Below are 23,983 nucleotides of genomic sequence, written 5' to 3'. Positions count from 1 at the left end.
CTTACAGGTCATATTGACGAAAGAGGGTTAACAGAGCGGAACTAAACGCGGCGGGAGCTTCACGGTGGGCGTTGTGTCCTGCCCCGGAAATAAGAGCCAGGGAACAGTTAAGCTCGGCGGCAACGGCGCGAAACTTTTCGTCTCGTTCACCGCAAATAAAATGAAACGGCGCGGCTAGCTGGCCAAGTGGCTCACGTAAATCGGGCTGTCGGGAAAGCGACGTTGCCTCAAGCATCCGGGCTAGCGTCTCGGGATTGTTTTGCGCACGCAGGGCGACTAAGTCAGTGCGTTGCGCGCGGCTGAGGGAACGGAAAACAGGCTGCTGATACCAGTCGTTCAACACGGTCTGGATATCTTCGTGCATCAAACGCTGCGCCCAGCGGGCATCGTTCAGCGCTCTCGCCTCGCGATCTGCCCCACTTATCAGGCCAGGATGACTGCCTTCTACCACCAGACCACGCAGCCCTTTCGACTCAGCCTGACTGGCGTGATACATCGCGATGCGCCCGCCCAGGGAGTAGCCCACGAGCCAATAGTGATTTATACCGTGATGTTTGAGGGTATTTCGTAACGCGTTATCAACCTCGGCAAAACTCTGCACGTGAAGATCGGTGGAACCACCGTGGCCGGGCAGGTCCACGCACAGCTGCGGCCAGTCGGAAAAGTGCGGCTTAAGCGCCTGCCACTCATGATGGCTACCAAGAAAACCGTGCAGCCAGACTATGTGTGGCAGAGTTGAACAGTGGCCCGAATGCGGCGCTGCATGAAGGATCATGCCTGGCTAACCAGGGCCAGCAAATGCTGCAGCGTCTGAGCGCCGGCGGTTTCCGGCACGCTAATTTCAATCACCGTCGCGCCAGGGCGCAACCAGGCCCGACGAACGGCCTCTTCAAGCGCCTGCCAGTTTTCAGGGTTCTGATACCCCAACTCAAACATGGCGGCTGCGTGGGAGAAGTTCACGTTTTGCGGCATACAGTAAAAACGCTCACGCTCTTCGGCAGGCGTCGGCAAAAGTGAGAAGATCTGGCCACCGTTATTGTTGACCACCAGCAGCACAAACGGTGCCGAGGCGTGACGCAGCAGTGCAAGGGCATTAAGATCATAGAGCGCCGAAATGTCGCCGACTATCGCGAGCGTGGAGCGCGCCGTTGCCCGCTGAACGCCTGCGGCGGTTGACAGCAGGCCATCAATGCCGCTCGCCCCTCGATTGCTGTACACCGGATACCCCACGGGAAGCTGGGCAAAAGCATCGATCAAACGCACAATTAAACTGTTGCCAACAAACAGCTGACCGCCTTCCGGCAGCAGCTGCGACAGGCGCTGGGCAACCTGTGCCTCACCAAATTCTCGGGTTCCTTGCTCAACCTTTTCCAGCGTCTGCCAGGCCAGAGACGTTAGCGCTTCGGCCCAGGGCAGGCGTTTTTCTGCCGGATGTTTTTCCAGCCAGGCTTCAACGCTGGCAACCAGACGGCGGCCACGGTGGTTGGCAGGATCGAGACGCCCGGGCTGCTTGTCCACCAGCCAGTACTCTTCCGGCCTGCAGGCGGCCTGCCACTGAAGAACCCGTTTTCCGGTCAGACTGCCGCCAAACTGGATGACAATTTGCGCCTGTTCAAGACAAGTCACGGCCTGGCTATTGCTCAGCCACAGATCCGCACACGGCAGAGGCTGTCCGGTCTGTGAAAGCACATCGCCGATAAGCGGCCAGCCAAGCATTTGCGCCCAGGCCGCGACCTGCTCACCTTCGCTGGCAGAAAGCCGTCCGGCCACTACCACGCCGCGTTTTTGCCGCCAGAAGAACCAGTCTCTTTGCTTCGGCACGGCATTGTCGTGCACTTCACGCAGCCAGGGCGTGTTGCCTTCCCACCAGCCTTCAAGCTGGTTTTGCCAGTCGACGCCGGTATCGTCCGGCGCGCCATAAAATGGCTCAGCAAAGGGGCAGTTGATATGCAGTGCGCCCCCGTTGAGCTGGCCGACGGCGCTGTCAATGGCAGAGACCAGCCAGCTGGCGTGAATATCATGCGTTGGGCGAGGCAGATTGAGTGCAGCGGAAGGATGGGAGTTAAACAGTCCCGGCTGACGAATCGCCTGGTTCGCACCACAGTCGATAAGTTCGGGCGGGCGATCTGCCGTCAGCAAAATCAGCTTTTCGCCGGTCAATCCGGCTTCTATCACGGCAGGATAAAGATTGGCCACGGCGGTGCCGGAGGTGACAATGATTGCCACCGGCTCGCCGCTGGCTTTTGCCAGCCCAAGCGCCAGATGGCCCAGGCCCCGTTCATCAAAGTGAGTATGGCAAATGAAACTGCGGTTTTCCGCCGCGCTGAGCGTCAGCGGCGTGGAGCGGGAGCCGGGCGCGATACACACATGCCGCACCCCATGTCGGGTTAATGCTTCGAGTATGACGCCCGCCCAGCGGCGGTTAAATGAGCTTATCGACATAATATTGTCCGCAGTCAATTTCGACTTTCGATTATAAATACTATGGCAAGGGTTAAATTGATTTGCGTCGTGAATAGCTTATTCAGTTACCACTGCCGATCAGTAACGTCTTCAAACCGGCCGCTTTGTTTTCAATTTCCTGCCACTCTTCTGCGGCAACCGAGCCGGCGACAATGCCCGCCCCGGCATAAAGGCGAACGCCGGTATGGCTCACTTTTGCCGAGCGCAGCGCCACACAAAACTCCGTTTGATGGCGGGACAAATAACCCGCCGAACCTGCGTACCATTCACGCTCAAAAGGCTCGTTCTCGGCAATAAATTCCCGAGCCAGCTCACGCGGTAATCCCGCCACGGCGGCGGTAGGCTGCAACTGTTTAAGGCAAAGCGCATCGTCCTGACGCTTGAGTTGCGTCCAAATACAGCGACGCAAATGCTGAACTTTGCGCAACCGCATAACCTGTGGCGGCAACACATCCAGCGCGCCGACCGCAGCCTGCAAGCGCTGGCAAATGTCCTCTACCACCAGCATATTTTCACGCTGGTTTTTGTCATCTTTCAGCAGCCACTGGCCTAGTTTAGCGGCCTGAGCATCGTCCGGGTGGTTTGCCACCGTTCCGGCCAGGGCTTCCGTTCGCAGCGCATCGTCGATTCTTCGCCACAGGCGTTCCGGGCTGGAGCCAAGGAAGGCGTTTTTCGCATCAAACGCCATCAGAAAATGGTAGCAGTTCAGGTTAATTCGGCGGCTGGCGGCCATGAACCCTGCAGCAGAAACCGGGGAAGAAAACGCCAGATCGGTGGCCCGGGCGAGCACGACTTTATCCAGCGCTTTCTGGCTGATGGCACTGACCACCTGATCCACCAGGCGGTGCCATTCGAGCTGCTCCGGCAGATGAGTTTCACCGAGGCATTTGAGATTGAGCTGCGGGAGAAGTTTCGCCGGCAGAAGCTGCTCAATAAAAGCCGCAGCCGCCAACGCATCCTGCTTCAAGGAAGTTTCGCTGTACAGATGCAGCCAAAGAAACGCCTCCCCACCTACTCGCCGCCATTCCAGCCGCGAGAGAAAAAGAAAACCGTGGGACGGATCAAAGGCATTTAATCCCCAGACGCGCAGGAAAGGCTGTTCCGGGTGGGACTGCAGAAAAGCCTGGGCGTCTTCCAACGCAGAAAAACTCAGCAATGCCCCCAGGGCAGCCACTTCTTCGTTACCGTTGCGCTGCTGCCAGTAAAATTGGGGATAACGTGACTGAGCCGTGAGCCAGGCGAGAGGATCGGAGGCGTCACTCAGCGTGACCGGCACGCACAGGCGCTGAAGGCCCGGCTTATCCGCAAATTCCCCTGCTAATTCCTGCTGCATTTGCTGCAGTGCGACGGCTACTGAATTCACGTTTACCTCACGCCCCGTAAAAACCCCTGATTATACGTGGTCGTTCCCACAAAAAAAAATCCTACCCAGGGGGTAAGATTTTTTATTTGCCATTTGCAGGCGCGGTCAAGATTATCGGCGGAGTAAAAGCCCAACCACCAACCCGACTGCAGCCCCGATGCCAATACCCTGCCAGGGCTTTTCATGCACGTAATCATCGGCGCGGTAGACTGCTTTTTTGGTGCGGTAATAGTAAGTGTCGGAAGCGTTGCTGATGCGTGCTTTGACGTCATTCAGCGCCTGCTCGGCCTTTTCCTTTAGCTCAATGTACTTCTGGTCAGCCGGGTCGCCGGAGGCGCGAAGCACTTCTTCAAGCGTGTCGCTTAAAAGTGCGAGGTCATCATCGAGACGAGATTCATACGGTTGCATCACTGTTCTCCGTGTTAAAAAATTTCTCGTCCGCTAACTATAGACAACCGGAGCTGATTTCGCCTGCGTTAGCCGTTGGCCATCCCGACATGCGGAATACCATCTTCGTCATACACTTCGGTGACCGGGTAGAAGCCGAACTGGGCATAAAACGCCTGCAAATGCGCCTGAGCGCCCAAGTAAATTGCACGGTCAGGCCATTGGCGCTGGCAGGCGGCAAGCGCCTGAGTCATGAGCTGTTGCCCAAGCTTTTCGCCGCGCACCGACGCATCAACAATAACCCGGCCAATGACCACCGGCTCCAGCTCGTTGTCACTCTTTAGAATGCGGGCATAGGCAATCAGTTTGCCGTCCCGCCAGCCGAGGATATGGCGGTTCTCTCCCACCAAGTCCTCACCATCAACATCCAGATATGCACAACGCTGCTCAACAATAAAGACTTCGCAGCGCAGGGCCAAAAGGGCATAAAGGTCGGTGGCGCTCAGTTCAGAATGGTGTAAATCCTGCCAGTTAAGCATTGAAAAACTCCTTTTGATTCAGGCGCCACCTGACGGATTACTGGTGCCGCTCAAGCAACTGTTTTAGCACAGTTTCCAGAGGCGTGGCACCTTTCACCGTATCGCCGGTGAAATCAATCCAGCCTTCGTTAAAGCCGTCCAGCATCTGCATGCGTGGGAGCGGGTTTTTCATGCCCTGAGCAAGGAAATCTGCCTCCCAGTTTTCCCGCGGCACGGCTTTTACCGTTACCGGCCGCCCCAAAACTTGAGAGAACGCTTCGGCTGCCAGCTGCGGGCTGTAGCGCTGCGGTCCTTCCAGTTCCACAATCCGGGTTCCTGATTCTGGCTGAGTCAATAATTCGGCGGCAAGCTGGCCGATATCGACTGTCGCAATCATTGGGATAACGCGCTCAAGCGGCTGCAGGTGGCTGTAGATAGTCCCGGTCTCTTTGGCACTTTCTACATCCCAGAGGAAGTTCTCCATAAACCAGCCCGCGCGGAGGAACGCGACGGAATCACAAACATCCGTGAGCTCTTTTTCCATCAGGCCCAGAGCATTCAGCAGGTTTGGCTGCGTTGCCTGCGCCCCGATGGTTGAAAGGCAGACCACGTGCTGCGGGCGCGCAGCCAGCAGTGCGTGCCTGATGGCCGAGATGTGGGCTCTTGGTTCAGCCATATTCCCTGAAGGATCGAACACCGGCGGCAGCAGGATAAAGACCGCTTCGGCCCCGGTGAAGGCTTGTGCCAGCGCTTCGCCATCGTGCATTTCAGCCAGCTCAACGTCTGCGCCCTGCTGTGCCCAGGGCTGTCCCTTAGCTTCAGAGCGAACGACGGCCCGAATCTCATGCCCTTGAGCAAGCAATGCTTCTGCCAGTGCACCGCCAACTTGTCCGGTAATACCTGTAATTGCGAACATAATGTTTCTCCAGTTAGAGATCCCCCGCAGGGTGTGGACGGCATTATGCGGATGCAGCTATGTTGTATCGATAGCACCTAAGACAATTCACTGATGACTGCGGAGCACTAATATGATTTTTAACGATCGGACCTTTAATGGTCTGTCCGTGTTTACCGCCGTAGTGGAAAGCGGCACGTTTGCCGCCGCCGCGGAGGTGATCAATATGTCCCCGCCGGGGGTCAGCCGGGCGATTGCCCGCCTGGAGAAACGCCTCGGCATCCGCCTTTTTGACCGCACTACCCGCGCAGTGGCATTGACCGTTGAAGGCAAAGCGTTTTATCGTCAGATCCTTCCGCTGTTGGCCGCGCTGGAAGATGTGACCAGCACCGCGTCGCTCGCCACTAAAGCCATTACCGGCAGACTTCGGGTCAACATCGATCCGTTCTTCTCTAGCCTGATCCTGGGGCCTCAACTGGAAACTTTTATGTCCCGCTATCCCGATCTTAAACTGGATCTGGTCACAAGCGATCGGCTGGGGGATATGATTGGCGATGGTTTCGATCTGGCTGTTCGTTTTGGCGTGCCTCGAAATAGCACGCTGGTGGCACGCAAGCTGCTGGAAACTCGCATCATGACGGTTGCCACCCCGGCCTATCTGGCGCGGCACGGCAGGCCTGAAACACCACAGGCGCTATTGGGGCATACCTGCATTCATTTCCGCGATCCGGAAACCGGCAGGCCGTTTGAATGGGAGTTTCATCGTAAAGGAGAAGCGATTAAAGTCCCGGTCAGCGGCCGCCTGACGCTGAACGACGCCCGCACTTTGCATGAAGCCTGCCTGAGCGGGCACGCGATTGCCCAGATGATGACGTTTGGCTCTGACGATCTTGTGAAACAGGGACTGTTGGTGGATTTATTTCCCGACTGGCCGGACGAGCGTTTTCCGCTTTATGCTTACTACCCTTCACGTATCAATCCCGCCGCACGCACCCGCTGTTTTCTGGATTTTATCCTCGAGCTAGCCAAAAACTAAGCCCATAAAAAAACCGCCAGCAAGTGGCGGTTTTGAACTGTCTTGTTAACCCGATTACATCAGCGGCTGCGCCAGCTGCACCAGGCTGATAAGCGGCTGCGGATAAATACCGAGCAACAGCACCAGCAGGGAGGAGATCAGCACCACCACGCCGCCCGCAGTCAACGCCCAGTTAGATGGGGTGTCGCGGTTAAGCTGCTGAGGCGCGCTCAGGTACAGACTCACGGTCACGCGCAGGTAGTAGTACAGGCCGATGGCACTGCCCAGAACCACGGCGCCGGTCAGCCACCACAGGTGAGCCTGAACGCCCACGGCAATGATGTAGAACTTACCGATGAAGCCCAGGGTCATTGGGATACCCGCCAGAGAAAGCATCATCACGGTCATCACCGCCGAAAGCACCGGCTTGTGCCAGAACAAACCGCGGTAGGAGAACAGTGAGTCGGCATCCGGGCCACGGTAAGGGCTGGACATCAGGCTAACCACGCCGAATGCACCCAGGCTGCTGAACAGGTAAGCGGCCAGATAAACCCCTACCGCTTCCATCGACATGTTACCGGTTTGCAGCGCAATCAGCGCCACCAACAGGTAACCGAGGTGTGCGATGGAAGAGTAGCCCAGCAGACGCTTGATGTTGGACTGGTTCAGCGCCATCAGGTTACCGAACAGGATTGACGCGAAGGCGATAATACCCAGCACGACGCGAACCGCTTCGCTGTTGCCCACTGGGGCGTACAGGAACAGACGCATCACCACGCCAAAGATGGCGATTTTGCTGGCGGTTGCCAGGAAGGTGGAAACCGGGGCAGGCGCGCCCTGGTATACGTCTGGGGTCCACAGGTGGAACGGCACCAAAGAAAGCTTGAAGCCAAGACCGACGATCATCAGACCCAGGCCCGCCAGCAGCAGAGGTTCGTGCAGCATGTTGTCCGCCAGGCTCTTGCCGAGGCTAACAAACGACAGGCTACCGGAATCAGCGTATACCAGCGCCATACCGAACAGCAGGAAGGACGATGCCGCCGCTGACAGAATGGTGTACTTGATGCTCGCTTCCAGAGAACGCTTCTGGCGGAAGGCGTAGCCAACCAGGCCGAACAGCGGCAGAGAGATCAGCTCAATGCCGAGGAACAGCGCCGCGAGGTGGTTCGCGTTAGCCAGCAGAATACCGCCCAGGGCAGCAATCAGGACCAGCAGATAGAACTCTTCGCGGTTGTCGGTGTAGCCCTGCAGCCACGGATAAGCAAAGGTACAGGTTGCCAGACTCGCCAGCAGTACCAGCCCGGTGTAGAGCATGGCGTAGCCGTCAACGCGCATCAGCGGGGTGACATCCATCGCCCCTGCCTGACCGACAAACCACAGTGAAATCAGCGCGGCGTTAAGGCCGATAACCGACAGCGTAGCATTCAGAAAATGGTCGCGTCGCCACGCAATGGAGAGCATCACAACCACCACCGTCAATCCGACGATCAACAGCGGTAGCAGCGCGATCAAATGTTGAGGAGTTATTGTCATGGCGAATTACGGCCTTGTAGTAGAAAGTGAACTGGTAAACCACTGCTGAATATTGCTCATCGCAGAATGCGAGGTATCCAGAATCGGCTGCGGGAAGAAGCCCAGCAGAACTAACAGCACCACCAGCAACAGAATGATAAAGAACTCGCGCATGGACATGCCAGGCAGTTGTTTATCGCTGATTTCGCTCTTAGCTTTCCCGAAGTACGCGCGATGCAGCATCGCCAGAGAGTAAACAGAGGCAAAGACCAGACCGAAGGTTGAAATCACGGTAATGACCGGCACAACGTGGAAGCTGCCGAACAGGATCATGAATTCACCGACGAAGTTACCGGTCCCGGGCATACCCAGCGTGGCAACAGCGAAGAACATCGACAGACCAGGCAGCCATTTAATTTTGTTCCACAGGCCGCCCATCATGCGCATGTCACGCGTGTGCAGACGCTCGTAAAGCTGACCGCAGATGATGAACATACCCGCCGCGGACAGACCGTGAGCGATCATCTGAATTACCGCGCCCTGGTAAGCCAGCTGGTTGCCGGTGTAGATAGCAATCAGCACGAAGCCCATGTGGGAAACGGAGGTATAAGCTATCAGGCGTTTAATGTCGGTCTGGGCAAAGGCCATCCACGCGCCGTAGAAGATGCCGATGACACCCAGCCACATGGCGATTGGTGCAAATTCAGCAGACGCTTCAGGGAACAGCGGCAGAGAGAAACGCAGCAGGCCGTAGGCCGCAGTTTTGAGCAAGATACCTGCCAGGTCAACGGAACCCGCCGTTGGTGCCTGGGAGTGCGCATCCGGCAGCCAGCCGTGAAGAGGAACCACCGGCATTTTTACCGCGAAGGCGATAAAGAAGCCCAGCATCAGCAGCCACTGTACACCGTGGGACATCGGCGTTTTCAGCAACAGCTCATAGTTGAAGGTCCATACGCCGGTCGCATTGTAGTGCACAAACACCAGACCCAGGATAGCAATCAGCATCACCAGGCCGCTCGCCTGGGTATAGATGAAGAACTTGGTCGCGGCGGTAATACGCGTCTTCCCGTCGGAGGCTTTGTGGCCCCACAGCGCAATCAGGAAGTACATCGGCACCAGCATCATTTCCCAGAAGAAGAAGAACAGGAACATGTCGATGGCAAGGAACACGCCGATAACGCCGCCGAGGATCCACATCAGGTTGAGGTGGAAGAATCCCTGATATTTTTCGATTTCATTCCAGGAACAGAGCACCGCCAGCACGCCAAGCAGGCCGGTCAGCACCACCATCAGCAGCGACAGACCGTCGAGCGCCAGGTGAATATCAATGCCAAAACGTGGGATCCATTTCAGAATGTACTCTGACTGCCACTGCGGCAAACCCGCCGACTGCGTCAGAGAATAGCCACCCTGCAACCACAATTGCAGAGACAGTGCCAGTGTCAACCCCATGGTGATCAGCGCAATCCAGCGAGGCACTTTCACGCCGAAGCGTTCGGTCTGCCAGCAGAAGAAGCCGCCGATAAAGGGGATTAGTATTAGCCAGGGTAATAGCATGGCGTTTGAGTCCCTAAGTCAAAATAATTCTTAAACATCGCTCACTTCCCAGCGCCAGAGGAGGTATTAAGCCCCACTCCGACCCTCTCTCAACAGAGAGAGGGGGATGGAAGAAATCCTGTTAACGCAGAACCAGCAGCAGGCCGAGAACTACAACGGCACCGATGCTCATGGACGCAACATACCAGCGCAGATAACCGTTCTCGCTCACCAGCAGGCCGCGGCCAGCAAAGCGGGAGAGAACTGCCGGAATGTTCATCAAAGCATTCAGCGGGTCACGGCGCAGCAGCCACGCAATACCGAGGAATGGCTTGACGAAAATCATGTCGTACAGCCAGTCGAAGCCCCAGGCATTGAACCACCAGGTACCGAAGAAACGCCCCAGTGCGCTGTTCGCAAGCGACGTCACCAGAGTACGTTTACCCAGCCACAGGAAGGCGGCAATCAGGATACCGGCAATGGCGACGACGCCGGAGATGATCTCCAGGGTCAGCACGCTGCCGTGCGCAAGTTCAGTGGTTTCCGGCAGTACGCCGCGCAGCGGTGGCACAATCATTGCGCCAACGAAGGTGGACAGCACCAGCAGAACAACCAGCGGCAGGTGGTGGGTAATCCCCTTCCCTGCGTGAGCGTGAATTTTTTCTTCACCGTGGAACGTAATGAAAATCATGCGGAAGGTGTAGAGCGAGGTCATAAACGCCCCGACCAGGCCCGCAACCATCAGGTTGATGTGGCCGTTCGCCATCGCACCAGCAAGAATTTCATCTTTACTGAAGAAGCCTGCGGTAATCAGCGGCAGAGCGGACAGCGCCGCGCCCCCAACCAGGAAGCAGACATACACCAGCGGAATAGACTTACGCAGCCCACCCATCTTGAAGATGTTTTGTTCGTGATGGCACGCCAGAATCACCGAACCGGATGACAGGAACAGCAACGCTTTAAAGAACGCGTGGGTCATCAGGTGGAAGATTGCCGCATCCCACGCCTGCACGCCCAGCGCCAGGAACATGTAGCCAATCTGGCTCATGGTGGAGTAAGCGAGTACGCGTTTGATGTCGGTCTGTACCAGCGCGGCAAAGCCTGCCAGCACCAGCGTAACGGCACCTACGATACCCACCAGATGCAGAATTTCCGGGGTCATCAGGAACAGGCCATGGGTACGGGCAATCAGGTAGACGCCCGCGGTAACCATGGTAGCCGCGTGAATCAGCGCAGAAACCGGGGTTGGGCCCGCCATCGCATCCGCAAGCCATGTTTGCAGCGGAAGCTGTGCAGACTTACCGACCGCACCGCCTAACAGCATAAGGGTTGCCCAGGTCAGCATTTGGTTGCCGGCAGCGAAGTGCTGCGGTGCCAGCTCAACCATTTCGCGGAAGTTCAGCGTGCCCAGCTCGTTGTAGAGGATGAACAGGCCGAAGGCCAGGAACACGTCCCCGACGCGAGTCACCACGAACGCTTTCATTGCCGCCGCGTTGTTCTTCGGATCGGTGTAGTAGAAACCGATCAGCAGGTAAGAACAGAGGCCCACGCCTTCCCAGCCGAGGTACATCAGCAGCAGGTTGTCGGCAAGGACCAGAACCACCATGCTGGCGATGAACAGGTTGGTGTAGGCGAAGAAGCGGGAATAACCCTCTTCACCGCGCATGTACCAGGAAGCGAACATGTGGATCAGGAAGCCAACACCGGTAACCACAGAAAGCATGGTCAGGGACAGGCCGTCCAGCACCAGGTTGAAGCCGATATTAAAATCACCGACCGCCATCCAGGTCCACAGCGGCTGAGTGAACGCCTGCTGCCCGTTGTTAAAGAAATCAACCCCGGCAATGGCGGTGACTACCGCCGCCAGACCTACAGAGCCCATCCCGATGGTTGCGGACAGGTTTTCTGACCAGCGGCCGCGGGAAAATGCCAACAGTAAAAAGCCAATCAATGGCAGAACAATGGTTAACCAGAGAAGGTTCATCCACGCATCTCACTTACTGAATCGATATTCAGATTCTGGCGACGACGATGGAGCTGCAGTAACAGCGCGAGGCCAATACTGGCTTCGGCAGCAGCTAAGCTAATCGCGAGTATATACATCACCTGACCGTCAGCCTGGCCCCAGTAGCTGCCGGCAACCACGAAGGCCAGCGCGGCGGCGTTAATCATCACTTCCAGGCTGATCAACATGAACAGCAGGTTGCGGCGGATGACCAGCCCGGTCAGTCCCAGCACGAACAGAATGGCGGCGAGGATCAGTCCATGTTGCAGCGGGATCATACGTTCTCCTCCGTTTTTCTTCTCACGGCCATGTCAGCAGGGCGATTGCTCAGCACCTCACCGGCACGGTCTTCACGACCCAGGTGGAACGCAACGACCAGACCCGCCAGCAGCAGCATGGAGGCCAGCTCCACCGCCAGTACGTAAGGCCCGAACAGCGCGATACCGACCTGCTTCGCATCGATGGACGTGCCATCAATACCCTGGTCGTTAACGGTGCGGATGGCGTAAATCAGAACCACCAGCAGGACTGCAGACAGGACGCCAGGCCCAATCCACAGCTGCGGTTTCAGCCACTCGCGTTCCTGCTGCTGAACCGCGTTACCGAGGTTAAGCATCATCACCACGAAGACGAACAGCACCATGATAGCCCCGGCGTACACGATGATCTCCAGCGCACCGGCGAAGTAAGCTCCGAGGGAGAAAAACACCCCGGAGATCGCCAGCAGCGAGATGATCAGGTACAGCAGCGCATGCACTGGATTGGTGTGAGTGATCGTCCGAAGGGTCGTCAGGACGGCCACAATGGCGCAGATATAAAAAGCGAATTCCATTCCTGACTCCTTAAGGTAACAGGCCTTTGACGTCGATAGGCTTAGCTTCATTTTCCGCTTCGCCCTTATCTTTGCCGTCGATTGCCATACCTGCCATCCGATAGAAGTTATATTCCGGGTATTTGCCCGGACCGGAGATCAGCAGATCCTCTTTCTCGTACACCAGATCCTGGCGCTTATACTCACCCAGCTCAAAGTCCGGGGTAAGCTGAATCGCGGTGGTTGGACAGGCTTCTTCGCACAGGCCACAGAAGATGCAGCGTGAGAAGTTGATGCGGAAGAACTCCGGATACCAACGACCGTCTTTCATCTCGGCTTTCTGCAGGGAAATACAGCCTACCGGGCAGGCTACCGCACACAGGTTACAGGCAACGCAGCGCTCTTCACCGTCCGGGTCGCGCGTCAGCACGATACGGCCACGGTAGCGCGGCGGCAGATACACTGGTTCTTCCGGATACATGCGGGTTTCGCGCTTGGCGAAAGCGTGCATGCCGATCATCCAGATACTGCGTACCTGGGTGCCGAAACCAACCACTAACTCTTTCAATGTCATGGTTTTTTCACCCCTTATGGTGCCTGGTAAAGAATGACCGCGGCGGTCACCAGCAAGTTGATTAGCGTCAGCGGCAGGCAAACTTTCCAGCCGAAGGACATCACCTGGTCATAACGTGGACGAGGCAGTGCGGCGCGAATCAAAATGAACATCATCATGAAGAACGCGGTTTTCAGCGCGAACCAGATGAACGGTGGTAACCACGGGCCATGCCAGCCACCAAAGAACAGCGTCACAATCAGTGCAGAAACGGTGACGATGCCGATGTATTCCCCGACGAAGAACAGACCGAACTTCATACCGGAATACTCGATGTGATAACCATCGGCCAGTTCCTGCTCGGCTTCCGGTTGGTCAAACGGGTGACGGTGGCAAACCGCAACGCCGGCAATCGCAAAGGTCACGAAGCCGAAGAACTGCGGGATGATGTTCCACAGATGTGCCTGGTTGTTGACGATGTCGGCCATATTAAAGGAACCGGCCTGCGCCACCACGCCCATCAGGGAAAGCCCCAGGAACACTTCATAACTCAGGGTCTGCGCGGAAGCACGCATCGCACCAAGCAGGGAGTATTTGTTGTTACTGGACCAGCCAGCGAACAGCACGGCGTACACCGCCAGGCCCGCCAGCATCAGGAAGAACAGGATCCCGATGTTCAAATCCGCCACCACCCAGCTTGGGCTGACCGGCACAATAGCAAAGGCCAGCAGCAGCGAGGTGAACGCGATCATGGGTGCAAGCGTAAAGATCACGCGGTCAGAAAACTTAGGGATCCAGTCCTCTTTAAAGAACATCTTGATCATGTCCGCAACCAGCTGGAGTGAACCACCCCAGCCTACGCGGTTCGGTCCGTAGCGGTTCTGGAACAGACCGAGCAGACGACGTTCGCCGAAACTCATGAATGCCCCACAGGTCACCACGACCAGTAGAATGACAACCGCTTTGAGGATGCTCAGCAGAATGTCGATAACTTCCGGTGTCAGCCAGCTCATTGCGCAGCCTCCTGCAGATTTTCAAGACGAGCACCGGCAAGCACTGGCGCAATCCCCGGCATCCCCATCGGCAAACCAACCTGCCCTGCAACCAGACCTTCGGACAGCTGCAGCGGCAGACTCAGCGTCTGGCCTTCGTAGCTGAAGGAGATCAGGCTTCCGGCGTTAACGCCAAGCTTCGCGGCATCGGCCGGGTTCAGCTTGATGTAAGGCTCAACCATACGCTTCTGGAACACAGGAGAACGCTGGGACAGCTCGTCGCTACCAAACAGGTGGTAGTACGGCGCGATTCGCCATTTGCCCTCTTCCGCGTGGAAGGTATCCGGCACGGAAGTGAAGTAGTCCAGGCCCGTTTCAGAGGCTTCGATCAGGCGCACGCCCGGATCGCCGTGGCGCAGATGACCGCCCACTTCGGCCTGGAATTTGTTCCATGCTTGCGGGGAGTTCCAGCCTGGAGCCCAGGCAAACGGAATCTGCTGACGGTCGGCCAGCGGGCTGTTGTTCCCTTCCATCGAGAAGGCAAACATCGTGTCTTTATCCTGCGGCTGACGCGGTTCGTGCACGCTGATATTGGCGCGCATAGCGGTGCGTCCGCTCGAACGGATAGGAGAACGAGACAGCTTCTGACCTTTGATACGGAAGGAAGCATCCGGCGCGGCATCTTTAATACCGGCTAACTGAGGCAATACCTTCACGCAGGCGTCAATCACATGGTCAAGCTGCGTCCAGTCAACGTCACGGCTCTGCACGGTGCTGTGCAGCGAGTGCAGCCAGCGCCAGCTTTCGAACATCGTCACGCTGGTGTCGTAGTAAGCCGGGTCATAAACCTGGAAGAAACGCTGGGCGCGACCTTCGTTGTTGATCACCGTCCCGTCGCTTTCTGCAAAGCTCGCCGCGGAAAGTACCAGGTGTGCTTTGTCCATGATGGCCGTACGCTGATGGTCAATAACCATTACCAGAGGGGCTTTACTCAGCGCCGCATCTACACGGGCAGCGGAAGCATGGCGATGGAGATCGTTTTCCAGCACCACTACCGCATCGGCAGCGCCGCTTTCCAGCTCGCTCAGAGCCTCTTCCAAAGAGCCACCGCCGATCATGCCGAGGCCAACGCTGTTAACCGCGCGAGCAATCATGGTGACGCCGACGTCTGCACCGCGGCCTTTCAGCGCTTTAGCCACATTGGCCGCAGCCTGAATCACAGCTTCGCTACCGGCGTTCGTCCCGGAAACAATCAGAGGTTTCTTCGCACCGGCCAACGCCTGCACGATAACGTCCACTTTGTTTTTCAGGTCACGATCCAGTTCAACCGCCGGAGAGTTGCTGTCCAGCGCATTGGCAATCGCAAAACCAAGGCGAGCCTGATCTTCAACCGGCGCACGGTAAGTCCATGCGGCGATATCGTCCAGGCGGGTGCTATCCACGTTGGTGACAAACAGCGGATGCTTAGCGTTCTGACCGATGTTCAGGATTGCGGCGATCTGCCAGTCAGCCACTTTCTGAGCCGCTGCCATTTCACGCGCCTTGCCTTTGACCGCCTGACGGATAGCCAGGGCAGCACGAGCGCCGGTCTGGGTAACGTCTTCGCCCAGGATCAGCACCGCATCATATGATTCGATTTCACGCAACGCAGGCGTGTGAACGCCGCTGTCACGAAGCACTTTCAGCATCAGCTGCAGGCGAGCCTGCTCACCAGCTGCAATACCAGTGTAGAAGTTTTCAGCGCCAACCAGCTCGCGCAGAGCAAAGTTGCTTTCCACGCTTGCGCGCGGAGAACCGATGCCAATCACTTTCTTCGACTGACGCAGGATATCCGCCGCACCCTGCATTGCCTGTTCGGCGTTCAGGGTAATGAGGTCATCACCACGGCGCTGAATTGGCTGACGCGGACGGTCTTTCAGGTTCACATAGCCATAACCGAAACGGCCGCGGTCGCACAGGAAGTAGTGGTTCACGGTGCCGTTGTAGCGGTTTTCGATACGACGAAGTTCGCCGTAACGTTCACCCGGGCTGGTGTTACAGCCCAGCGAGCACTGCTGGCAGATGCTCGGTGCGAACTGCATATCCCACTTACGGTTGTAGCGTTCGGAATGCGTTTTGTCGGTGAATACGCCGGTCGGGCAAATTTCTACCAGGTTACCGGAGAACTCGCTTTCCAGCGTGCCGTCTTCCGGACGACCGAAGTAGACGTTGTCGTGCGCGCCGTAAACGCCCAGGTCTTTACCGTCTGCGTAGTCTTTGTAGTAACGCACGCAGCGGTAGCAGGCGATACAGCGGTTCATTTCATGAGAGATGAACGGACCGAGATCCTGATTGCGGTGAGTACGCTTGGTAAAGCGGTAGCGACGGAAGCTATGACCGGTCATCACGGTCATATCCTGCAGGTGGCAGTTGCCGCCCTCTTCACAGACCGGACAGTCGTGCGGGTGGTTAGTCATCAACCATTCCACAACGCTTTCACGGAACTGTTTCGCTTCGCCATCATCAATAGAGATGAAGGTCCCGTCGGAGGCCGGTGTCATACAGGACATCACCAGGCGACCGCGAGTGTCTTCCGCGTTCTGATATTGCTTCACCGCACACTGGCGGCAAGCACCGACGCTGCCCAGCGCCGGATGCCAGCAAAAATAAGGAATATCAAGACCGAGGGAGAGACAAGCTTCCAGCAAGTTGTCTGCTCCGTTGACCTCGTATTCTTTGCCGTCTACATGAATCGTAGCCATAGTCAGCATGCTTCCAGTTGGCCTGAATAACTTCAGGCGTTAATCAAAAATTCTTGTGCGAACCACCTTCGCCCTCACCCCGGCCCTCTCCCCCAGGAGAGGGAGAAAATCACCGGTCTATCCCCTCTCCCTCAGGGTGAGGGGTAGGGTGAGGGTGAAAAGCTGTCTATCACCAGCGCGTTTTTAACAGGTTCGGCTGAATACCATTAATGGCACGCAGATTTCCGTAATCCTGTTTGGCAATGCCTGCTTCGAATTCGTCGCGGAAATATTTAATCGCACTCTGCAATGGCTCAACGGCACCCGGCGCGTGGGCACAGAAGGTTTTACCTGGACCCAGATGGCGGCAAAGCTGCTCCAGGGTTTCGATATCCCCCGGCTGTCCTTCGCCGCGCTCAAGCGCGCGCAGGATTTTTACGCTCCACGGCAGACCATCGCGGCACGGTGTACACCAGCCGCAGGATTCACGGGCAAAGAACTCTTCCAGGTTACGCACCAGCGGCACCATACCAATTTCATGGTCAACCGCCATTGCCAGCGCCGTACCGAGACGGCTGCCTGCTTTACCAATACTTTCAAATTCCATCGGCAGGTCGAGATGAGCTTCCGTCAGGAAGTCGGTCCCCGCCCCACCCGGCTGCCAGGCTTTAAACTTCAGGCCATCACGCATGCCGCCGGCGTATTCTTCCAGGATTTCGCGAGCGGTTGTGCCGAACGGCAATTCCCAGACGCCAGGGTTTTTCACGCGGCCAGAGAAGCCCATCAGTTTGGTGCCGGCATCTTTACTCATGCCGCCGCCAATGCCCTGATACCACTCCACGCCGTTAGCCAGAATAGCCGGGACGTTACACAGGGTTTCGACGTTGTTTACACAGGTCGGTTTACCCCAAACGCCGCTTGATGCCGGGAACGGTGGCTTAGAACGTGGGTTCGCACGACGGCCTTCCAGGGAGTTAATCAGCGCGGTTTCTTCCCCGCAGATATAACGCCCGGCTCCGGTGTGTACGAACAGTTCGAAATCGAAACCGGAACCCAGGATGTTCTTACCCAGCAGGCCCGCTTCGGTGGCTTCGGCAATCGCGCGACGCAGGTGGTCTGCCGCCTCGATGTACTCACCACGCAGGAAGATGTAGCCACGGTATGCTTTCAGCGCAAAAGCGGAAATCAGCATGCCTTCCACCAGCAGGTGCGGCAGTTGCTCCATCAGCAGGCGGTCTTTATAGGTGCCTGGCTCCATTTCATCGGCGTTACACAGCAGGTAACGGATGTTCATGGACTCGTCTTTCGGCATCAGGCTCCACTTCAAACCGGTGGAAAAGCCCGCGCCGCCGCGCCCTTTCAGGCCAGCGTCTTTTACCGCAGTCACGATTTCATCTGGCGCCATGCCGGTCAGCGCTTTACGCGCGCCTTCATAGCCGTTTTTGCTACGGTATTCGTCAAGCCAGACCGGCTGTTTGTCATCGCGCAGACGCCAGGTCAGCGGATGGGTTTCGGCAGTACGAATAATCGTCTTCATTTATACTGCTCCAGCAAGTCAGGGATGGCTTCCGGCGTCAGATGGCTGTGAGTGTCCTCATCAATCATCATGGTCGGCCCCTTGTCGCAGTTCCCCAGGCAGCAGGTTGGCAGCAGGGTAAAGCGGCCGTCAAACGTAGTCTGGCCCGGCTTGATGTTCAGTTTGGCTTCGATAGCCGACTGAATGCCCTGGTAACCGGTGATATGGCAAACCACGCTGTCGCAGTAGCGAATCACGTGGCGGCCAACCGGCTGGCGGAATATTTGGCTATAGAAAGTGGCCACACCTTCTACATCGCTCGCCGGGATACCCAGCACGTCAGCAATCGCGTAGATGGCACCATCTGGCACCCAACCGCGCTGTTTCTGAACGATTTTCAGCGCTTCGATAGAGGCCGCACGGGCATCTTCGTAATGGTGTTTCTCGTGCTCAATCGCCTCACGCTCTGCCGCACTCAGCTCAAAAGCTTCAGCCTGGTTTTGTTGGTTATCGTGCATAGTTAGCGATCCACATCAGACATTACAAAATCGATACTACCCAGATAGACAATCAGGTCAGAAACCAGGCTGCCGCGGATCGCCGCCGGAATTTGCTGCAGGTGCGCAAAGCTCGGGGTACGGATACGGGTACGATAGCTCATGGTGCTAGCGTCGCTGGTCAGGTAGTAACTGTTAATCCCTTTCGTTGCCTCAATCATCTGGAAGGATTCATTGGCCGGCATGACCGGGCCCCAGGAAACCTGCAGGAAGTGAGTGATCAGGGTTTCGATATGCTGCAGCGTGCGCTCTTTCGGCGGCGGCGTAGTCAGCGGATGATCCGCTTTGAACGGGCCGGCTGGCATATTTTTCAGACACTGCTCAAGGATGCGCAGACTCTGGCGCAGCTCTTCAACTTTCAGCATAACGCGGGTGTAGCAGTCGCTGATGCCACCGCCAACCGGGACTTCGAAATCGAAGTTCTGGTAGCCGGAGTAAGGACGAGCCTTACGCACGTCGAAGTCGATACCGGTGGCGCGCAGGCCAGCACCGGTGGTGCCCCACTCCAGCGCTTCTTTCGCGGTATAGGCTGCAACGCCCTGGGAACGGCCTTTCAGAATGGTGTTGCGCAGCGCGGCTTTCTCATAAGAATCCAGGCGCTTCGGCATCCACTCCAGGAACTCTTTCAGCAGGCGTTCCCAGCCCTTCGGCAGGTCGTGTGCAACACCGCCAATACGGAACCAGGCCGGGTGCATACGGAAACCGGTAATCGCTTCCACCAGATCGTAGATTTTCTGACGATCGGTAAACGCGAAGAAGACCGGCGTCATGGCGCCTACGTCCTGAATAAAGGTGGAGATGTACAGCAGGTGGCTGTTGATACGGAACAGCTCAGAGAGCATAACGCGAATAACTTCAACGCGTTCCGGCACGACGATGCCAGCCAGCTTTTCAACCGCCAGCACGTAAGGCATTTCGTTGACGCAACCGCCGAGGTACTCAATACGGTCGGTATACGGAATGTAGCTGTGCCAGGACTGACGCTCACCCATCTTCTCAGCACCACGATGGTGGTAGCCGATATCCGGCACGCAGTCGACGATCTCTTCGCCGTCCAGCTGCAGGATGATACGGAAAGCACCGTGCGCGGAGGGGTGGTTCGGCCCCAGGTTCAGGAACATGAAGTCTTCATGTTCGCTGCTGCGCTTCATGCCCCACTCTTCAGGCTTGAAGGTCAGCGCTTCCATTTCCAGATCTTCTTTCTGTTTAGTCAGGATAAACGGATCGAATTCGGTGGCGCGCGCCGGGTAGTCTTTACGCAGCGGGTGGCCTTCCCAGGTCGGCGGCATCATGATGCGCGTCAGGTGCGGGTGACCATTAAAGGTGATGCCAAACATCTCCCAGGTTTCACGCTCATACCAGTTGGCGTTCGGGAAGAGTTTGGTCAGCGTCGGCAGGTTGAGATCGTTTTCAGACAACGCCACCTTGAGCATGATATCGCGATTGCGTTCAATGGAAATCAGGTGGTAGAAAACGGAAAAATCCGCAGCCGGTAAACCGTTGCGGTGTGTGCGTAGACGCTCATCCATGCCATGCAGGTCGAACAGCATAACGTAGGGTTTTGGTGATTTCTTAAGGAAATCGACCACTTCCAGTAACTGTTCACGCTTAACCCAAACGACGGGCACCCCGGTGCGGGTTGGCTGAACGGTAAAGGCATCCGGCCCAAAACGGTTACGCAATTCGCCAATGACCGGATCATCCAGGTGATCCCTTGTCTGCCAGGCTGGCATAGCGGCGTCTTGCGCGGTTAAATCGGTCATAGTTCTCACCATTGCAAATGGTTCTGTGGTGACTGCGTTCAGTGTCTTTGTTTTTATATTATTGATATACAAAGACGCTCACTGACCGCAGGCGCTAATTAAATCTCGTCCGGCGTCCGCAGGTTGGTGACCGCGATACGCTCGCCGCGCTTACGCTCACGCTCGGACTGCATGTTGGCGCGGTAAACGCCCTGATCGCCAACGACCCACGACAGCGGGCGACGCTCTTTACCGATAGACTCCTGCAACAGCATCAACGCCTGCATGTAAGCCTCCGGACGCGGCGGGCAACCTGGGATGTACACATCAACCGGGATAAATTTATCGACACCTTGCACAACGGAATAGATGTCGTACATGCCGCCAGAGTTAGCGCAGGCGCCCATGGAAATGACCCATTTAGGCTCCAGCATCTGATCGTAAAGGCGCTGAATTACCGGAGCCATTTTGGTGAAGCAGGTACCGGCCACCACCATCAGGTCAGCCTGACGAGGAGAAGCACGTAAAACTTCTGCACCGAAACGCGCCACGTCATGTACAGCGGTAAACGAGGTCACCATCTCTACATAGCAGCAGGAAAGGCCAAAGTTGTATGGCCAGATTGAGTTTTTGCGACCCCAGTTCACCACATCGTGCATAGCATGCTCGAGCTTGCCCATGTAAACGCTGCGGTTAATCTCTTGTTCGAGGGGATCGGTTACGATCTCCTGCTTTTGCAGGGGGTAACGGTCATTCTCACCGTTGGGGTCTATGCGGGTGAGCGTATAGTCCATCTTATTGCCTCGCTATTACTGCGTATGACGGTTAGTGAGACTGTCTGTTTCCGGGTTGATTTTCTCACGACGCGAACGCGCAGGAGTCCAATCCAGAGCGCCAACGCGCACCAGATAAACCAGACCAGCCAGTAGCACTAAAATGAAAATTGCGGCCTCGACGAAGCCAATCCAGCCGCTTTCACGGATAGAAGTTGACCACGCGTAGAGATACAAGGCTTCCACGTCAAAAATAACGAAGAACATGGCGACCAGGTAAAACTTGGCGGAGAGACGTAGACGCGCCGTACCAACGGAGTCGATGCCCGACTCGAAGGGGATGTTTTTGTGCCGTGCCTTAGCTCGTCCGCCAAGGAACCAGCCCCCGACAAGCATCAAACAACACAGGCCAACGGCGACAATAAGAAAGACAGCGAACGCCCAGTGATGAGCGATAACTTCAGTGGATGTTGACATACTCATTGCTTACTCATCAAAAGTGGCGCCAAAGTCTCTGCTCTTGTTGGCAGATGAACGCCACATCGATTCATGGGGAGGAACAATCAACCGTACAATAACTACCGGAAATAATACGTAGGCAGCCAATTGATGGGGTTTTTTACTCCTTTCTATAACCTTTTGTCAACTTTAACAAAAGTATCCACACATTAATTTACACCGACAGCAATTCATTAACATTTAATGCGTTAAAACTCATCAACACTCGCGTAAAGACCAGATTTAGATGAGGGTGAATCGTGTCCGTTCCGTGTGAAAAAATAAACAGCCCCTATATTTTGGCAGGAAATTACAACTATTCCTCCCCCCAAGAGGGAGTATTTTCTTGATCTGAGACACGCTTTTGTTAATCCACTTCAAAAAGAAGCAACATTGTTATGCGTTTTTTAACATTACCTGGCCTTTGCATGAAGTTTTTGCGCATAAAACGAGCGAAAATAAACATGCAACCAATATATTGAATTTGTTAGAAAAGATGAGCACCCATGTGATTTAATGAAAATCAGGTATAAAAAATGGGCCGTTGGCGTAAAAAAAACCACCAACGACCCATTTTGTATCTTTAATATTTTGTTACTAACTAGTCGACCTGCAGCTACTCAAAATCCCCTTCAACCAGCAGCGTGTCGTCCCCTTCACTTCCCACGGTGTTATAACGGTATGGGTTTTCCGGCGTCGCCAGCGCACTGAAGATCGCTTGCGCCAGCTCATTACCACTTTCGGGGTTTTTACACAGCAGATATTGGGTTTCAGGTAAAATAGGCAGTCCTTCTGACGCCCCCAGCACACGAAGTTCCGGACTCATCATTTCAACCGGCCTGGCCGTTACGCCTAATCCCGCTTTTACGGCGGCCCTGACCGCGGCAAGCGTAGAGGCGACATAAGAAATACGCCATGGCGTCTGGCTGGCATCAAGATGTTCGAGCATCATATCGCGGTACGGGCTTGGATCGTCCAGCATCACCAGCGGCAGCGCTTCCCCACTTTGAAAAACATAATCAGCGGCGCAGTACCACAGCGTAGGCGAGGTTCGCAGGACAATGGCATCAAAGTTAGAAGGGTTTGATGTCGTCACCACCAAATCGACCTCATGCTGATTAAGCATTTCGATCATAAAGGGGTTGCGTTTGACCCTGACATCCAGCGCAAGCTTGGGGTAAACCGAACTGATGCGGTTTAACAGGAACGGCAGGATGGTGTCCGCCGTTTCATCGGAGGCGCCAAGGGTAAGCGACCCTTGCAGGTTGTTAAACATCAGCGAAGAGCACGCTTCATCATTAAAGCGTAGGATTTTACGCGCATAGCCCAGCAGTTGAATGCCGTGCTCGGTGAGCAGTTTATTGCGGCCATGTCGGGCAAAAAGCTCTTTTCCGACTAATTGCTCGAGGCGCTGCATCTGTTGGCTTACAGCGGATTGAGTACGGCACACTGCCGCCGCCGCTGCCGCAAAGGTATTGAGATCGGCGACCGCAACGAATGTCCTCAGCAGATCGAGGTCGAGGTTCAGTATCGGACGATTTGCGTTAATCATAATTTATTCACTAATAGGTTGCTCTTTCGAGTCTGCCCTGGTTGTATTGCTATGATTTATCAAAGAGATAAAGCAATTCCTTTTACCGAATGTCTCCGGTAGTCTTGGCCGCATACGTTAGCGACGGTTCTGTTTGTTATTTTTGTATTCCCCGGCATGTCCCAATAATCTAAAACACACCCAAACGGGATATTAAGCAGGTCAGGATAAGAAAAAAACCACCAACTCATCGTACCAGTCGACTATTTTAAAACTGCGTTAGAAAGGTAAGTCAGCTTCAAAAAACGACTTTTAATAAGCTTTTATATGATTATTTAACGGGCTGGAGTGCAGCGGCAGGCTTAAACCGGCCAAAACACACAACCAGCTGAATAATAATGGAAATATTTTAATTTTCCGGCAAAGCCATGTCGTTGGCACAGCCACTGGCATCCAAAACCTACCATTTTTCGTAGTGTATCTTACAGTAAAACATGATGTTTTATAACACTTATTGCGAATTATCTGATCTTATTCTCTTTTTGTGGTTTCCACTCTGTTGATTATTTACAACGTTTTTTGAAGTCAGCCACACA

The 23,983-nt window shown here is 55.6% G+C and carries 21 protein-coding genes; 1 reads left to right on the top strand and 20 read right to left on the bottom strand.

The genetic code is table 11. The annotated features are described in order from the left end of the window. Position 1: 1 nt before the first annotated feature. The 6 genes from menH to ACREYP_RS06840 all read right to left on the bottom strand — a co-directional run bounded on the left by menH (position 2) and on the right by ACREYP_RS06840 (position 5,647). Complete coding sequence (menH, locus tag ACREYP_RS06865) at positions 2–775, bottom strand: 2-succinyl-6-hydroxy-2,4-cyclohexadiene-1-carboxylate synthase (protein ID WP_336819243.1); 774 nt, start codon at positions 773–775, stop codon at positions 2–4. Further along, positions 772–2,442 (bottom strand): 2-succinyl-5-enolpyruvyl-6-hydroxy-3-cyclohexene-1-carboxylic-acid synthase, encoded by a 1,671-nt coding sequence (gene menD / locus ACREYP_RS06860; RefSeq protein ID WP_336819244.1) that lies wholly within the window; start codon positions 2,440–2,442, stop codon positions 772–774. Before menD ends, menH begins: the two co-directional genes overlap by 4 nt. Before the next feature lie 82 nt (positions 2,443–2,524). Beyond that, entirely contained in the window at positions 2,525–3,826 is a 1,302-nt protein-coding gene (gene menF / locus ACREYP_RS06855; RefSeq protein WP_336819245.1) for an isochorismate synthase MenF, read from the bottom strand. Between the two features lie 111 nt (positions 3,827–3,937). Then, positions 3,938–4,234, bottom strand: coding sequence for a stress response protein ElaB (elaB, locus tag ACREYP_RS06850; RefSeq protein WP_166872207.1), 297 nt, complete (start codon positions 4,232–4,234; stop codon positions 3,938–3,940). 68 nt (positions 4,235–4,302) lie between these two features. Next, a complete protein-coding gene (locus tag ACREYP_RS06845) occupies positions 4,303–4,752 on the bottom strand; it encodes a GNAT family N-acetyltransferase (RefSeq protein ID WP_336819246.1) in 450 nt (149 codons plus the stop codon). 37 nt (positions 4,753–4,789) lie between these two features. Continuing rightward, a complete protein-coding gene (locus tag ACREYP_RS06840; protein ID WP_336819247.1) occupies positions 4,790–5,647 on the bottom strand; it encodes an NmrA family NAD(P)-binding protein in 858 nt (285 codons plus the stop codon). Between the two features lie 112 nt (positions 5,648–5,759). On the opposite strand from ACREYP_RS06840, the gene ACREYP_RS06835 reads away from it, so the two are divergent. Then, the gene (locus tag ACREYP_RS06835; protein WP_336819248.1) at positions 5,760–6,662 is read left to right on the top strand and encodes a LysR family transcriptional regulator; all 903 of its coding nucleotides are present in this window, start codon (positions 5,760–5,762) and stop codon (positions 6,660–6,662) included. A 54-nt stretch (positions 6,663–6,716) separates the two neighbouring features. Here ACREYP_RS06835 and nuoN read toward each other — a convergent pair whose 3' ends face one another. From nuoN to lrhA, 14 genes are all read right to left on the bottom strand, one after another. Continuing rightward, on the bottom strand, positions 6,717–8,174 hold the full coding sequence (gene nuoN, locus ACREYP_RS06830) for an NADH-quinone oxidoreductase subunit NuoN (protein WP_008459789.1): 1,458 nt from the start codon (positions 8,172–8,174) through the stop codon (positions 6,717–6,719). A 6-nt stretch (positions 8,175–8,180) separates the two neighbouring features. Next, positions 8,181–9,710 (bottom strand): NADH-quinone oxidoreductase subunit M, encoded by a 1,530-nt coding sequence (nuoM, locus tag ACREYP_RS06825; RefSeq protein ID WP_336819249.1) that lies wholly within the window; start codon positions 9,708–9,710, stop codon positions 8,181–8,183. 121 nt (positions 9,711–9,831) lie between these two features. After that, the gene (nuoL, locus tag ACREYP_RS06820; protein ID WP_336706920.1) at positions 9,832–11,673 is read right to left on the bottom strand and encodes an NADH-quinone oxidoreductase subunit L; all 1,842 of its coding nucleotides are present in this window, start codon (positions 11,671–11,673) and stop codon (positions 9,832–9,834) included. Further along, on the bottom strand, positions 11,670–11,972 hold the full coding sequence (gene nuoK / locus ACREYP_RS06815) for an NADH-quinone oxidoreductase subunit NuoK (RefSeq protein ID WP_008459783.1): 303 nt from the start codon (positions 11,970–11,972) through the stop codon (positions 11,670–11,672). Before nuoK ends, nuoL begins: the two co-directional genes overlap by 4 nt. Further along, positions 11,969–12,526 (bottom strand): NADH-quinone oxidoreductase subunit J, encoded by a 558-nt coding sequence (gene nuoJ, locus ACREYP_RS06810; protein ID WP_008459782.1) that lies wholly within the window; start codon positions 12,524–12,526, stop codon positions 11,969–11,971. Before nuoJ ends, nuoK begins: the two co-directional genes overlap by 4 nt. Before the next feature lie 10 nt (positions 12,527–12,536). Then, positions 12,537–13,079: an NADH-quinone oxidoreductase subunit NuoI gene (gene nuoI / locus ACREYP_RS06805; protein WP_008459780.1), complete on the bottom strand. Its 543-nt coding sequence runs from the start codon at positions 13,077–13,079 to the stop codon at positions 12,537–12,539. A gap of 14 nt (positions 13,080–13,093) precedes the next feature. Further along, positions 13,094–14,071, bottom strand: coding sequence for an NADH-quinone oxidoreductase subunit NuoH (gene nuoH, locus ACREYP_RS06800; protein WP_008459779.1), 978 nt, complete (start codon positions 14,069–14,071; stop codon positions 13,094–13,096). Further along, complete coding sequence (nuoG, locus tag ACREYP_RS06795; protein ID WP_336819250.1) at positions 14,068–16,791, bottom strand: NADH-quinone oxidoreductase subunit NuoG; 2,724 nt, start codon at positions 16,789–16,791, stop codon at positions 14,068–14,070. Before nuoG ends, nuoH begins: the two co-directional genes overlap by 4 nt. Before the next feature lie 169 nt (positions 16,792–16,960). Next, complete coding sequence (nuoF, locus tag ACREYP_RS06790) at positions 16,961–18,307, bottom strand: NADH-quinone oxidoreductase subunit NuoF (protein ID WP_039305072.1); 1,347 nt, start codon at positions 18,305–18,307, stop codon at positions 16,961–16,963. Further along, on the bottom strand, positions 18,304–18,804 hold the full coding sequence (gene nuoE, locus ACREYP_RS06785) for an NADH-quinone oxidoreductase subunit NuoE (protein ID WP_008459776.1): 501 nt from the start codon (positions 18,802–18,804) through the stop codon (positions 18,304–18,306). Before nuoE ends, nuoF begins: the two co-directional genes overlap by 4 nt. Positions 18,805–18,806: 2 nt before the next feature. Beyond that, a complete protein-coding gene (gene nuoC / locus ACREYP_RS06780) occupies positions 18,807–20,618 on the bottom strand; it encodes an NADH-quinone oxidoreductase subunit C/D (protein WP_008459775.1) in 1,812 nt (603 codons plus the stop codon). 86 nt (positions 20,619–20,704) lie between these two features. Further along, on the bottom strand, positions 20,705–21,379 hold the full coding sequence (nuoB, locus tag ACREYP_RS06775) for an NADH-quinone oxidoreductase subunit NuoB (RefSeq protein WP_008459774.1): 675 nt from the start codon (positions 21,377–21,379) through the stop codon (positions 20,705–20,707). A 15-nt stretch (positions 21,380–21,394) separates the two neighbouring features. Continuing rightward, entirely contained in the window at positions 21,395–21,841 is a 447-nt protein-coding gene (gene nuoA / locus ACREYP_RS06770; protein WP_336819251.1) for an NADH-quinone oxidoreductase subunit NuoA, read from the bottom strand. A 631-nt stretch (positions 21,842–22,472) separates the two neighbouring features. Beyond that, entirely contained in the window at positions 22,473–23,408 is a 936-nt protein-coding gene (gene lrhA, locus ACREYP_RS06765) for a transcriptional regulator LrhA (RefSeq protein WP_008459771.1), read from the bottom strand. Positions 23,409–23,983: the final 575 nt, after the last annotated feature.

The organism is Enterobacter sp. TMH.L2, from assembly GCF_050847315.1.
Lineage (GTDB): Bacteria > Pseudomonadota > Gammaproteobacteria > Enterobacterales > Enterobacteriaceae > Cedecea.
The sequence above is the reverse complement of the archived record's forward strand: the minus strand, read 5'-3'. Positions and strand labels throughout refer to the sequence as shown.